This window comes from Moorena producens 3L, assembly GCF_000211815.1.
Taxonomy (GTDB): domain Bacteria; phylum Cyanobacteriota; class Cyanobacteriia; order Cyanobacteriales; family Coleofasciculaceae; genus Moorena; species Moorena producens.
Map to the genome: position 1 here is coordinate 93026 of NZ_GL890927.1, position 14297 is coordinate 107322.

8 protein-coding genes are annotated in these 14297 nt (G+C 47.0%); 2 read left to right on the top strand and 6 right to left on the bottom strand.

All coding sequences use genetic code 11. The features are described 5' to 3' along the window. Positions 1 to 486: 486 nt before the first annotated feature. The 4 genes from LYNGBM3L_RS16080 to rpoB all read right to left on the bottom strand — a co-directional run bounded on the left by LYNGBM3L_RS16080 (position 487) and on the right by rpoB (position 10678). Positions 487 to 909, bottom strand: coding sequence for a hypothetical protein (locus LYNGBM3L_RS16080; RefSeq protein WP_008185298.1), 423 nt, complete (start codon positions 907 to 909; stop codon positions 487 to 489). A gap of 295 nt (positions 910 to 1204) precedes the next feature. Next, entirely contained in the window at positions 1205 to 5146 is a 3942-nt protein-coding gene (locus tag LYNGBM3L_RS16085; protein WP_008185299.1) for a DNA-directed RNA polymerase subunit beta', read from the bottom strand. 218 nt (positions 5147 to 5364) lie between these two features. After that, on the bottom strand, positions 5365 to 7242 hold the full coding sequence (locus LYNGBM3L_RS16090; protein ID WP_008185301.1) for a DNA-directed RNA polymerase subunit gamma: 1878 nt from the start codon (positions 7240 to 7242) through the stop codon (positions 5365 to 5367). Between the two features lie 46 nt (positions 7243 to 7288). After that, complete coding sequence (gene rpoB, locus LYNGBM3L_RS16095; RefSeq protein ID WP_008185303.1) at positions 7289 to 10678, bottom strand: DNA-directed RNA polymerase subunit beta; 3390 nt, start codon at positions 10676 to 10678, stop codon at positions 7289 to 7291. Between the two features lie 298 nt (positions 10679 to 10976). Between rpoB and LYNGBM3L_RS47495 the strand changes: the two genes are divergently transcribed. After that, the gene (locus tag LYNGBM3L_RS47495) at positions 10977 to 11150 is read left to right on the top strand and encodes a hypothetical protein (protein WP_229414524.1); all 174 of its coding nucleotides are present in this window, start codon (positions 10977 to 10979) and stop codon (positions 11148 to 11150) included. Positions 11151 to 11433: 283 nt separating this feature from the next. Here the strand turns inward: LYNGBM3L_RS47495 and LYNGBM3L_RS16100 are convergent, their stop codons facing one another. After that, complete coding sequence (locus LYNGBM3L_RS16100; RefSeq protein ID WP_008185306.1) at positions 11434 to 12246, bottom strand: TatD family hydrolase; 813 nt, start codon at positions 12244 to 12246, stop codon at positions 11434 to 11436. Between the two features lie 108 nt (positions 12247 to 12354). Then, positions 12355 to 12678: a 30S ribosomal protein S20 gene (gene rpsT, locus LYNGBM3L_RS16105; protein ID WP_008185308.1), complete on the bottom strand. Its 324-nt coding sequence runs from the start codon at positions 12676 to 12678 to the stop codon at positions 12355 to 12357. A 247-nt stretch (positions 12679 to 12925) separates the two neighbouring features. Here rpsT and hisD point away from each other — a divergent pair, with 247 nt between their 5' ends. After that, the gene (gene hisD / locus LYNGBM3L_RS16110; RefSeq protein ID WP_008185310.1) at positions 12926 to 14251 is read left to right on the top strand and encodes a histidinol dehydrogenase; all 1326 of its coding nucleotides are present in this window, start codon (positions 12926 to 12928) and stop codon (positions 14249 to 14251) included. Positions 14252 to 14297 lie beyond the last annotated feature (46 nt).

Genomic DNA, 14297 nt, shown 5'->3' on the forward strand with positions numbered 1-14297 from the left:
TGCCTTCCTTGAGATAAAACTTATAAACCCTTACAGACTGAACACTGGATCTAAAGTTTGTATAACGACTAGTACACCGTCTCGGAAATAACTGACTAGTTAAAATCTCCTTGATCTGGCTTGTCTTTGCCCTGTTCTTCCTCTCCGTTAAACTGAGATCATGGAGCATTGTGATTAATCCGTTGGTGGGCAGCAGTGCAAACCCAAGGCTATGGCCAGCTTGGTGAATCGGTTTGCTTCACTGCCCACCCTACATCAAGCTAAGTGGGACAGGGGATGCGGTGCGAATGCGTTCGCGTAGCGTGACCGTAGGTCAATCGCGTTTTCACCAATTGTCTGGTTAACTCAATACCCCACTTTTGTCAATAACTGAGCTGATCAAGGGTTATGTGAGCGAGAGACGCTTTGATTTACCTGTAACCTCTAGCAAGGGAGCATTGAAGCAACAGTGATGGTAGTAGAGATCCGGGTAATGGTCTGGTTTCATCAAAGACAAGCTTTTACTATCTCTAATAAATTTTCTCTGATCTTGCTATCAGTATCAGCGCTAGAATCACTCAGTAAATTTAACAAATTTTCCTTAACTTCCTCTTCTTCTGCTTCCAGCTGTTTTTTCCCTTCTAAGTCTTCTAATTTTTGACGCCATTCTCTACGACTTCCATATGATTCCTTGCTAGCCTGTTTGAGCTTTTCGCTATAATCTTCCTCCGTGTCCAAATCAAAGACAAACATAAAATAAGATATATCTTTTGACATAATCTTATTGGCGATTGCTAAGGCTGATTCATCTGGAGCAACTTGCCAGACCTGTTCAAATACTCTACACAACTCATAAGCCATCGAATTATTACTTTTTTTATAGGCTTCCTGTATTTCCTTGAGTTTTTCACTTTTGCTGACAGTTGTCATGTTTATAACCCCTTCTTCTTATTTTAAGATGAAACTACGTTAGTCCAGCACCGGTGTATTATAAATCATTGGGGGCTATGTGCCCAGGGTGGCGTCCGCACCTTATAATCCCCGTGTAAACCCGATCAGCGCCTGCATCCAGACCTAAGCATACAGCTAGGTTGAAGTCTGGTGATAGGAATGAATCATACTAAATAATACCGTAAGGGCGTCTGATCAAAAGCTTTTAAAAAGCTGATGATCAGACGCCCTTGTTTTTCCCAAGATTTATCCGGGGTAGAGTTCAAGCTTATGGTTAATAATTTCCATTCAAGAGGTCTAAGTTGCTAGGATCAGTAGCCAAATCACTCTCCTCATCTAAGCTGTAAACACGGGCTGTGTTATCATCAAGCAGGTTGCCTTGCTGTAATTCAGTACTATCGGCGGGTTCACCATAGCCATAGACCATGCTACTCCCATGGTCGAATTCCGGTTCTGGATTACCAAGAGTGGGCTCTTGGTAAGAATTGAAACCAGTTCCTGCGGGAATCAGACGCCCAATGATGACATTCTCTTTCAGACCTCTGAGCCAGTCAGATTTCCCTTCGATCGCTGCTTCTGTCAGCACACGAGTAGTTTCTTGGAAGCTGGCAGCAGAGATAAATGAATCGGTATTAAGGGATGCTTTGGTAATTCCCAGTAGTACCGGTGTATATTGAGCTGGCGCACCACCAGTGATGGCCATGGCGTCATTCACTGTCTCAATCTGCCGCAACTCCACGAGTTCTCCTGGTAGCATAGTGGTATCACCACCATCGTCTACCCTCACTTTAGAGGTCATCTGACGAACAATCACCTCAATATGCTTATCAGCAATATCAATTCCTTGAGACTGATACACCGACTGTACTTCATTTACCAAAAATGCTTGTGCTTGTTGCAATCCCTTTAAAGCAGCTTCGTAGACACCTCTTTTTTCGAGACAGTAGTTGAAGAAAATCTCTAAAATTTCATGGGGATTGGCTGGGCCATCGGTGATGGGTTCAGCGGTACCGACTTGCTGACCATCGGAAACAATAGCATTTTGCCCAGGCGAAATCGGGTAATCGGTCACGACTCCGTCTGACTCAATTACCTTGATATCAACGGTTTCGCCTTCTTCATAAATCACCTGGGCTTCTCCAGGACGTCTGGCCAATATACAGGCTTCTTTGGGTTTGCGAGCTTCTAGTAGTTCTTCAATCCTGGGCAAACCTTGGATAATATCCCCTGTCTTAGCCCGTTCAAACACCAGTAGTACCAGGTTATCACCCCGCTGCACCAAATCTGCCTTGTCAATTTGCAAAATTGCCCCCGCAGAAACTCGGTATGGACGAGCCAGTCGCAGGATAACAGAATCATCCGTCACCTGAACCACCTGACCTGATTCTCCAGCGGGTGTCCCTTCCGCTAAGGTGTTGGTACCAACGACCAAATCCCCTACTTTGACTGTGGCAGGAGACGTAATGGGGATTGTGACTCGGTCAGCATCCCTGACCACCAGCACTCGGCGAATGGCTTCTAATCCTTCTTGAATTCCCCGGATTTCACCAGCTTCCTTGCACTGAATTTCTGTTCGAGCAACTACCGCACCTGGAGGAATTTCGTCCCCATAATTTACTAAAATCCGGGTTTTGGTATTACCCCCTAACGGATCTGCATTGGTATCCCGGCGAACCACCAACGACTCCAGGATCACCAGTTGTAATCGCATATCCTCAGAGGCTTCATCCTCAGTACTGACTAACTCAATATCAGCACTCAGCTGGGATGAACTAGAATGGTCACTGCCAGCATCGGGGTTGCTCATTTCCAATACCAACTGGGTGCGGAGTAATTCCACCCCATCCACAGACTTGACCCGTTCTCCATCTTTATAGGGAATGCGTTGGATGGCTCGCAATTGAATCTGGGTTCCTTGGGTCCCTTGGTTGGAATTGTCTTGGGTATTAATGGACGCCTGAGAGGGAACCGCTGGTTCATCTGGTACAGCAAACTCAGTCACTGGCCGCAGCAGCAGTCCCATACCATCAGGTGTGTCAACTGCTTCTCCATAACACAGGTTTTCTACCGTTATCCCTGGCAAATCTTCCGAGCCGGGATAGATCAGGTGACCCTCACTAGTCATGGTCTCTGGTAGGTTCTCCACCAGATGAAATTCCCCAGGCTTAACCACAATTTCCCGGAGGATATCATTTTTTTGGACAACTTCCACTACACCTGACGATTGACAGAAGATATCCTTAACCACTTCTGTGCCTGCTTCCACATATTGACCGTCTTCCACAAGCAGCAGGGAAATATCTTTGTTGACCTCATGGCATTCTTCCGGAATCCAGAGTAAGGTACCGCCTTTGGTAACTTCGTAACCTTGCTTGGCTTTACCCCGTTTAGCCACCTCTACACCAGCATATTTAATAATGCCACCGGTTTTAGTGTAGTATTGGTCATCAATCAGTTCCGCCACCACCTGGTGGTTGAGTACCTTTGTGCCAGGGGTTGCCTTCAGGGAAAAGTGCTGATTATTGGCAGTGTGAATCACATATTGTTCCCGACCCCCCGTGCTTTCCATTCTCACCTGTGATTGATCCAAGCGGACGGAAGCTGTGATAATGTCAATTTCTCTTTTGCCTGGGGTCAGTCGCACCACACCACCATTGAGTGTGACTAATTTGGTTTCCGCCAGTACTGTGCCAATCTCTACAGTATCCCCATTTTTCACCACCGGTTCGGCACCAGGGGGTAGGTTATAGACGTCCCCAGATAAAATCCAGAGCAAACCGCTGCGTTGGGCAATCCGAGTAGTATTACCCTGTCGATCTGTTTTTTCCTCAGGGACTAAGTCGGCAAATAGCACTTCCCCGGCTAAGTCCGATGCCACATCCTTAGCCGCTTTTTCTGTGGAAGGACGGCTTTTACTCAGGGCTACTTCTGCTAACAGATCACCCTTGCTGACTGTTTGCCCATCACTGACTAAGACCAAGGAGCCCGCTGTTAAAGGAAAGGTTTTGGCAGAGCCATTAGTTGGTGCCAAAATCAGATCCCCAGCTAGTTCCACTTGTTGACGCTCGTCACCGTGGCGAGTCCTAACTTGGCGGGTACGTAGGCTTTTGCCAAAGTTTACTACACCCTTAACGGGAGCAGAGAGCTGGCGTGCCACTTCCCCGGTAAACACACCCCCTGTGTGGAAGGTCCGCATAGTCAACTGAGTTCCTGGTTCCCCAATAGACTGGGCAGCAATAATCCCCACCGCTTCGCCCAAATCCACCATGTGCCCATGAGCTAAGCTCCAACCATAGCATCTCTGGCAAACTGACCGCTGGGCTTCACAGGTTAGAGGCGATCGCACCATTACCTCTTTAATACCAGACGATTCAATCTCTTTGGCTAGTTGATCAGATACATCTTGGTTTTGTTTAGCAATTACTTTCCCGGTTTTTGGATGAACCAATTCCTCTGCTACAATTCGACCTAAGAGCTTATCCGCTAGGGAAATTAAAATGCGATCGCCGTCAGTCATGGCTGCGATTTTGATGCCCCGACTGGTGCCACAATCAAGGTCTCGTACAATCACGTCCTGGGAAACATCCACCAGACGACGGGTGAGGTAACCAGAGTCAGCCGTTCTCAGGGCAGTATCCACCAAGCCTTTGCGGGCTCCGTAGGATGAGATAATGTATTCTGTTACCGTTAATCCTTCCCGGAAGTTAGTCTTAATCGGTAGGTCAATAATTTCACCTTGGGGATTAGCCATCAGACCCCGCATACCTACCAATTGCCGCACCTGAGACAAGTTACCCCGTGCTCCGGAAAAAGCCATCATGTACACTGAATTTAGGGGGTTTGTGTCTTTGAAGTTACGGACGACCTCATCTTTGAGAGCCTCAGAGGTGCCGTTCCAGGTATCGATAACTTTTTGAAACCTTTCAACTTCAGTAATTTCACCCCTAGTGAACCGGCCTTCTGTGGCACGAATCATAGCTTCCGCCTCATCTAACATCTGGCGTTTAGCTGGTGGCACTTGCAGGTCATCTACACTGATAGAAACCCCCGCCTGGGTAGCATAGCGAAACCCCAGATCTTTGAGTTTATCGGCCATTTGGGCTGTCCGGGCACTTCCGTATTTGGTATACGCCCAAGAGATCAGCTTTTTTAACCGGCCTTTATCAACAATCCGGTTATAAAAAATCAAGTCTTTTTTAGCTTTTTTATCTGCCATGATGCTTTTGAAGGGGATGAATAATTAAGAATTAAGAATTAATAATTAAGAATTAAGAATCAATAATTAAGAATTAAGAATTAAGAATTAAGAATTAAGAATTAAGAATTAAGAATTAAGAATTAATTCTTTAAAATCCTACATTCTACATTCTACATTCTCTTGAATTTCCTAATTCTCAATTCGCGCATTCTCAATTCTAAATGCTTACCTTTTACCTAGCCCCATAGGGCTTCTTGAATAGTTTTGTTGTAGATGATCCGACCTGCGGTGGTGCGGATGTACTGGGAAATAAGTTCACCATCGGCTGTTTCCCTGACTCGCCGGTTTTTGTAGAGTTTGGTCACCATACCATCGGGTGAAGATTCTTCAGAAATCATCTCCGTGTCTTGTTCGTCTGTGTCAACTATGCCGTCATAGCGGACCCAAATATAGGCATGGAGGTGTACTTGCTTTTGTTCGTAGGCTTTGATTGCATCCTCGAGGTTAGCAAAGTAACGACCTGCTCCCTTGGTGGCATTTGGATTTTTTGCGGTTAGATAATAGCATCCCAAGACCATATCTTGACTTGGTGCTATAATCGGGCGACCTGTTGCTGGTGACAGAATATTGTTCGATGCCAGCATTAACAACCTAGCCTCTGATTGGGATTCTAGGGATAGGGGCACATGTACTGCCATCTGGTCGCCATCAAAGTCCGCATTAAAGGCTGGACAGACTAAGGGGTGCAGTTGAATGGCACGACCTTCTACCAAAATGGGTTCAAAGGCTTGAATTCCTAGTCGGTGTAGAGTTGGGGCTCGGTTTAGCATCACCGGGTGACCTGCAATCACTTCTTCGAGTACGTCCCACACAGTGGGATCTCCCCGTTGAATCAATTTTTTAGCTGCTTTGATGTTATTCACCAAACCCTGACGAATCAGGCGGTGAATCACAAAAGGTTGAAACAGCTCAATCGCCATCTCTCTGGGCAAACCACACTGGTGGATATGCAGGTTTGGACCGACTACAATCACTGACCTTCCAGAGTAATCCACCCGTTTTCCTAGCAGGTTTTGCCGGAAGCGACCCTGTTTACCTTCGATAATGTCAGAGAGGGACTTCAGGGGTCGATTGTTTGCCCCTACGACTGTCCGTCCTCGCCTGCCATTGTCAATCAGGGCATCCACAGCTTCCTGAAGCATCCGCTTTTCATTGCGGACAATGATTTCCGGTGCCAGAATTTCCTGCAACCGGGCTAGTCGATTGTTGCGGTTGATGACTCGTCGATAGAGGTCATTCAAGTCAGAGGTAGCAAAGCGACCCCCATCCAGTTGCACCATCGGTCGCAGGTCGGGGGGAATGACAGGGATGACACTCAGCACCATCCAATCTGGCTGAGCCCCGGTGCCAATAAAGTTGTCAATCACTCGCAACCGTTTGATGAGCTTAGCTCGCTTTTGACCTTTAGAAGCCGCAATTTCTTCTCGCAGCTTTTCTGCGATCGCGTCTAAATCCAAATCCTGTAGGAGTCGTTGCAGAGCCTCAGCCCCAATCCCCACGTCTACCCCAGATAGGTCTGAGTCTTCGCTATAGAGCTGCTCCTCAATTTCCAGCCATTGGTCTTCGGTGAGCAGCTGTTTATAGCTGAGGTTTTCCGCATTACCTGGGTTTAGTACTACGTAGGCGTTGAAGTAGACAATCTGTTCTACATCCCGCAGGGGCATATCAAGCAAAATACTGAGGTAGCTAGGAATCCCTTTGAGATACCAGACGTGAGCCACGGGTGCGGCTAGTTTAATGTATCCCATACGGTGACGCCTTACCCGGGACTCGGTCACTTCTACACCACAGCGTTCACAGACAATACCTCGGTGGCGCACCCGCTTGTACTTACCACAATGGCATTCCCAGTCTTTAGCTGGACCAAAGATCCGCTCACAGAACAGCCCATCCATCTCCGGTTTGAGGGTGCGATAGTTAATGGTTTCTGGCTTAGTCACTTCACCGACCATTTGACCGTTGGGAAGAGTCCTTTCTCCCCATTGACGAATTCTCTCAGGAGAGGCAATACCAATTTTTACGTAGTCAAACCGCTGTTCTATTTGGCTTCTCATAATTTTGTCATTTCCCTATTCACAGACACTCATATAGAGCAACCTTTTAGGGTTGCTCTTCTTCCACCAACTCTTCCTGGTTTAGGGATTCATAGGTTGGTGAGCGTGGTGTTCGATGGCGTTCTGAATCGGTCATTAAATCCACTTCCATATCATTACTACTACCGTCTTCTGTGGTTTCGACTTTGTGAACAGCTATGTCGAGTCCTAAGGATTGGAGTTCTCGCATCAGTACCTTAAAGGATTCGGGAGTACCAGGTCGGGGAATGGCTTTTCCTTTCACAATCGCATTGAGAGCTTCGTTGCGGCCTTGCATATCGTCTGATTTAACAGTGAGCAATTCTTGGAGGGTGTAAGATGCTCCAAATGCTTCTAATGCCCAGACTTCCATTTCCCCAAACCGCTGACCACCTTGTTGGGCTTTACCCCCCAAGGGTTGCTGGGTGACTAGGGAGTACGGTCCGGTGGAGCGAGCATGAATTTTATCATCTACCAAGTGGACTAGCTTGAGCATATAGGCTTGCCCCACTGTGACTGGTTGGTCAAAGGCTTCTCCGGTGCGACCATCGTAGACAGTAATTTTTCCGGCATGCTCCGGATTAAATACCCACTCTTTATCAGGTTGCTCACTGGCTTCTTTAAGCTTGTTATGGACAGTGAGGCGGGATGCTTCTGCACCGTACATTTCGTCGAAGGGAGTAAGCTTAAATCTGACATTCAGGTGTTCCCCAGCCCATCCTAATAGACATTCAAATACCTGACCCACATTCATGCGACTGGGTACTCCCAGGGGGTTTAGTACAATATCTACAGGTGTACCATCGGGCAGGTAGGGCATATCTTCGATGGGCAAAATCCGGGAAATAATTCCCTTATTGCCGTGACGACCTGCCATTTTGTCACCAACCTGGATTTTACGCTTCTGAGCCACATATACACGCACTACCATGTTGGCTCCCGGTGGCAGTTCATCCCCTTGCTCTCTGGTAAATACCCGCACATCTACCACACGCCCTTTTTCACCATTGGGGACTCGCAGAGAATTGTCCCGTACATCCCTAGCTTTTTCCCCAAATATAGCTCGCAACAGTTTTTCTTCTGGTGGCTGGTCTGATTCCCCCTTGGGAGTAACTTTCCCCACCAAGATATCCCCAGCTTCTACCCAGGCTCCAATCCGAATGATCCCGGTTTCATCTAACTGACGCAGGGCATCTTCCCCCACATTGGGAATTTCTCGGGTTATTTCTTCCGGACCTAGTTTAGTCTGTCGCGCTTCTATTTCATACTTTTCAACGTGAATACTTGTGTAGACATCATCGTAAACTAGCCGTTCACTAACCAGGATGGCATCTTCGTAGTTATAGCCTTCCCAAGGCATATAAGCGACTAGAATATTTTGTCCGAGGGCGATTTCACCCCCTTCTGTAGCCGAGCCATCTGCCAGTACCTGACCCCCCACAACTTCATCTCCTACATACACCAAGGGTCGTTGATTTAAGCAGGTATCTTGGTTAGAGCGCTGATACTTTTGGAGGGAGTATTCAATAATTGCTGGGGTTTCTTTTGGTTGAACAGGGCTAGGAAATTCTAACTCATTCTCATTGCCCTTTTCCCCTGGCAGGGCTGGCGTATCTGTGGTGGTTGGATAAGGCTGTAACCGAATTGTGTTGGCATCGACATACACCACCTCACCATCACTGGCAGCCACCACGACCATACCTGAGTCCCGAGCCGCCTGGGCTTCCAATCCTGTTCCCACTAAGGGGCGCTCAGGTCGAAGCAATGGCACAGCTTGCCGCTGCATATTTGAGCCCATCAGAGCTCGGTTGGCATCATCATGTTCTAAGAAGGGAATTAGAGAGGTGGCAACAGAGATAATTTGCACTGGTGATACCGCCACATAGTCCACTTGGTCAGGGGTGGTGGTGGTGAATTCTTGTCGATATCGGACTGGTACAGACTCTCCCAGGATGTAACCTTCCTGATCTAAGGCAATATCTCCTGGTGCTACCCTCAGGTCATCTTCTTCATCTGCAGTCATGTACAAGGGCGGTCGGTCTTTTAGGACTCGCCCATTTTCTACTGGGTAAGAAGGAGTTTCAATAAAACCATAATTATTCACCCGAGCGTGGGTTGCCAAGGAGCCAATCAGACCTGCGTTGGGACCTTCTGGAGTTTCAATGGGGCAAATTCTGCCATAGTGAGATGGATGAATATCCCGCACTGCAAAACCTGCCCGTTCGCGAGTTAACCCCCCAGGACCTAGGGCAGACAGACGCCGTTTATGGGTCAATTCAGCTAATGGATTGGTCTGATCCATAAACTGGGAAAGCTGAGAGGACCCAAAAAATTCCTTAATCGCTGCTACTAGGGGTTTGGGGTTTACCAATGAGGCTGGGGTAAGGGTATCGGATTCTGAAACGGTCATCCGTTCCCGAATAATCCGCTCTAGGCGATTTAGTCCCACCCGCACTTGGTTTTGCAGTAGTTCACCAACAGAGCGAACTCGGCGATTTCCTAGGTGGTCAATATCATCTGTGCTACCAATGTCAAATTCCAGGTTGATTAGGTAATCAATTGCCCCGAGTATGTCTTGGGGGGTCAATACCCTTACCGTGTCAGGAATATTCAGCCGTAGTTTTTTATTGATTTTGTAGCGACCGACCCGACCTAGGTCATAACGCTTCTGGTCAAAGAAACGGGATTCCAATAACTGCTGACCACCACTAACAGTGGGAGGTTCCCCAGGACGCAGCTTGCGGTAGAGCTCCAGCAGGGCTTCTTCTTCACTGGGGTTCCCTTCTTTGTCAAGGGTTTTTTGATAGTAGTCTGGGTGGCGCATAGCATCAATAATTTCACTATCACCAAGCCCCAAGGCTTTTAAAAGCACCTGTGCAGACAGTTTACGGGTTTTGTCGATTCGCACCCAAACTAAGTTATTTTTATCGGTTTCAAACTTCAACCAAGCCCCCCGGTTGGGAATCAAGGAGGCTGAGTAGGTACGACGTCCGTTTTTATCAGTTTCAGACTTGTAGTAAACCCCAGGAGAGCGAACAATTTGGTTAACAATGACTCGCTCAGCACCGTTAATGATAAATGTGCCTCGGTCTGTCATCAGAGGCAAATCACCGATGAATACTTCTTGTTCTTTGATCTCGCCGGTTTCTTTATTAATCAGGCGAGTATGAACGTACATTTGTACGGCATAGGTACTGTCTCGCCGCTTAGCTTCATCTACATCATATTTAGGATACTTCAGCCTGTAGTTTTCACCCAAGAAGTGCAGCTCCATTTTGCCAGTGTAGTCGGTAATCGGCGAGAAGCTATTGAGTTCTTCAATTAGCCCCTCTTCCAAGAACCAGCGAAAGCTAGCACGCTGAATTTCAACTAAGTCTGGCAACATATAGGTGGCTGTTGTGTAAGTCTGATTAGTCATGGGGTCTGTTCTTCACTCTTTTTAAGTCAGCGCCGATTTCGATTCCCTTCCCAAGGCAGTACTTGTACTTGAACAGTTCCTTAAAACTTGGGTTCGAGCTAATAGATACTAGATAAATAGATACTAGATCAACTGTTAGAATTGACAGTCCCACAGATAACGTAAACGTGGAATTCTTAAGCTGAACACCACCGGACCTCAGGTAACCCTAATCTAGGTTTTAGATGTTCATAGCTATGGCTTAGAGTGCCTTCTATCTTCCACTTTTTCTCGAAAGCCATCCGTGGGAATTTAAACCATGTCTATTACTAGATTGAAAGAAACTCAGGCATGGATCAGGAAAACAACCAAAACACTATACTGGACTATACTGGACTTGGAGTACTTGCTGCCGGTGCTAGTTGTGGTTTTTACACTTGTCACCGTCGATATGCCCTGTCCTACACATGGCTTGTGCTTAGCTGGAGGCTAAAACCTTTGTAGGGCTTGTCCTTTGGTTAGTCATATTCAGGATAAACCTGGTAGCATCTGTTCTCTTTTTTGTCAACCCTACTTCGGTAAACCTCTCCCAAAAGTACTATTCAAAGAGTCGGATTATTTCCTGTTATTTCCTCTTCTAGGTGTTACCATAGGTGTTCACAGCAAGCCTAGAAGTCGACCCATCATTCTCTTTCTACTGAACCATAGCAGAGTAGGGGAGTTGAGATTATCAAGAACCCACCTTCAGGTTTTCCCCTTTCAGGTCTGGTTGAGATTTACCCAATCCCTATTTGGGCAGCAGTTGCTGTTGAGAGGCTAAGACCAAAAAGCTGACAGGCATTTTGGGTGGTCTGAGCAGCCAACTCTTCTAGAGATATCCCTCGTAATCGGGCAACGCACTCGGCTACATAGCGAACATAGGCTGGTTCATTTCGTTTGCCTCGCTTGGGTACTGGTGCCAGGAACGGACAATCCGTTTCGATGAGTAGGCGATCGCTAGGTACCATGGTGGCTGATTCTTTTACCTGAGTGGCATTTTTAAAGGTCACAATGCCACTGAAGCTAATGTAAAACCCCAAATCCAAAAACCACTGTGTCTGTTGAGGATTACCTCCCCAACAGTGCATCACACCTCTTATTGGCCCGGTACTTTCCCAAAACTCTTGGAGTATGCCCCTCATTGCAGCAGCAGCGTCACGGCAGTGGATAATGACTGGCAAGCCAAGTTGGTGGGCAATCCCTAGTTGGGCTTTTAACACTTCTATTTGGTATTGTTGGTTCTTTGCTTTATAGAAATCCAAACCCGTTTCTCCGATAGCTACGACCCTAGCATCAGAGCGCCCTAGGGTCAAAATCTGATTTTCCGTTTCGGAAGTCCATTTTTCCGTATCTAAGGGGTGCAAGCCTACCGCGAAGGAGAGTTCGGGAAATCGCTCGGCTAGAGCTTGGATGCCTGTAAACTCAGACGGTTCTACGCAAGAGTGAACTAGACGAACCACACCAGCTTCAAGCCATCGGTGCCTTAATTGCTCTAACTCCGACTCAAAGACATCGAAGTTGATATGGACGTGGGTATCAATCAACTGCATCAATACAGTTTTTAATCTATTTATCTATTTTTAGTTTAATTAACAGCGGTTTTTGCTGAATTACTAATTGCAGCACTTAGCTAAGGTCAGCTGAGTCAGGCAATCTCATCATACAGCAGGTGATTCGGTCACAGTAGCGTTAAGTTGAGCCTCTATAGCTTTGAGCTTTTTGGCAAGACTTGCTTTTTTCCGAGCGCCATTATTGCGATGGAGCACCTTACGCTTGACAGCCTTGTCAATTTTGCTGTATGCTTCTGACATTCGACGTTTGACTTGTTCCAAGGCTTCCGGACTTGGTTGGCGTTCGTACTCTTCTAAGGCAGCACAATAGTTCTTCGTCAGGGTTTTCACCGCTGATTTGTAGGCTTTGTTCCGAATTCGGTTCCGTTCGGCGATTTTTATGCGTTTGAGGGCAGACTTGTTATTAGCCACAGCAGTCTTTACTTAACTTAATTTAGTTTGGGAGTTACCTCCCATAGAAAGTGGTATGATACCAGAAGTAACATCATACCATATATCATAATAAACTAGTATCAACACCCATAGCGTAACCCAAGCATCATCGTCTTTAAGCTATATTCTTAAAGTAAGTCCAGGAAAAATAGACACCTTTGATCAGGAGAAGTGTATAAACCTGGTCTAGGACGAGCAACACTAGCGTGATGGGCACTCCGACTCCATGCTGCGAATCATAACTGAGCAGGCTGAGGCACAAACTGAACTGCGGCGTATCCGCGATCGCACGGCTTCTGACCAAATGCTGAACAAAGAGGCAACTGTAAGGGAAGTTTTACAGGCAGTGAAGCGTAAAGGAGACGTAGCGCTCCTGCACTACACTGAGGAATTTGATCAGCTGAGATTGAGTCGAGAACAACTGCGAGTCAGCGGTTCGGAACTAGATGCGGCTTACCAACAGGTCTCCAAGGAATTACTTGATGCGATTCAATTAGCTGCTGGACAAATTGAGGCATTTCATCGACAACGAATTCCCAAATCCTGGGTGCAATTTGGTGAAGATGATGTGGTTTTAGGCAAGCGCTACACTCCTGTAGATAAGGCTGGACTATATGTTCCTGGCGGTAGGGCGTCCTATCCCAGTACTGTGTTAATGAATGCCATCCCAGCCAAGGTAGCTCAGGTTGACCAAATTGTAATGGTTACCCCACCAAGACCTGATCAAAGCATTAATCCGGCTGTGCTTGTGGCTGCTCAGGAAGCCGGGATTCATGAGATTTACCGGGTAGGTGGTGCCCAAGCAATTGCCGCCTTAGCCTTTGGAACCGAAACCATTCCCAACGTGGATGTGATTAGCGGTCCGGGGAACATTTACGTAACCCTGGCCAAGAAACTGGTTTACGGTATTGTAGGGATTGACTCCCTGGCTGGTCCTTCTGAGGTATTAATTATTGCGGATGAGGAAGCTAATCCAGTTCATGTGGCTGTCGATCTATTGGCTCAGGCAGAACATGACCCAATGGCAGCAGCGATTCTCCTGACCACTGATCCTCAATTAGCCAAACAAGTGCAGGGACAAGTGCAACAGCAACTAAAAGACCATCCACGACGCCTGTTGACAGAAAAAGCGATCGCTCACTATGGTCTAATCGTTGTTGTTGATTCTTTAGAAGCGGCAGCACAACTGTCTGATCAGTTTGCTCCAGAACACTTAGAACTAGAAATTACCCAACCTTGGGACTTACTAGACTATATCCACCACGCTGGGGCAATTTTCCTGGGTAACTCAACCCCTGAAGCAGTAGGTGATTACTTGGCTGGACCCAATCACACCCTACCAACTTCAGGTGCTGCTCGTTATGCTTCTGCCCTAGGTGTGGAAACCTTTATGAAGCACTCCAGTTTGATTCAGTATTCAGACCGAGCCCTCCATAAAGTGGCTGGTGCTATCGAGACTCTTGCTGAAGCAGAAGGTCTACCATCTCACGCTGAATCTGTGCGCTTACGAACTCAGCTTGATGCTGGGGGGTCAAAGGCAGTAGAACAATAATAGAAAAATAATCTAGTTAATGCTCTGCCGGTAGTCAGGTAGTTAC

Coding starts and splice junctions, on each gene's coding strand:
- LYNGBM3L_RS16080 (WP_008185298.1), bottom strand. CDS start 909: ATGACAACTGTCAGCAAAAGTGAAAAACTCAAGGAAATACAGGAAGCC.
- LYNGBM3L_RS16085 (WP_008185299.1), bottom strand. CDS start 5,146: ATGGCAGATAAAAAAGCTAAAAAAGACTTGATTTTTTATAACCGGATT.
- LYNGBM3L_RS16090 (WP_008185301.1), bottom strand. CDS start 7,242: ATGAGAAGCCAAATAGAACAGCGGTTTGACTACGTAAAAATTGGTATT.
- rpoB (WP_008185303.1), bottom strand. CDS start 10,678: ATGACTAATCAGACTTACACAACAGCCACCTATATGTTGCCAGACTTA.
- LYNGBM3L_RS47495 (WP_229414524.1), top strand. CDS start 10,977: ATGTCTATTACTAGATTGAAAGAAACTCAGGCATGGATCAGGAAAACA.
- LYNGBM3L_RS16100 (WP_008185306.1), bottom strand. CDS start 12,246: ATGCAGTTGATTGATACCCACGTCCATATCAACTTCGATGTCTTTGAG.
- hisD (WP_008185310.1), top strand. CDS start 12,926: ATGCTGCGAATCATAACTGAGCAGGCTGAGGCACAAACTGAACTGCGG.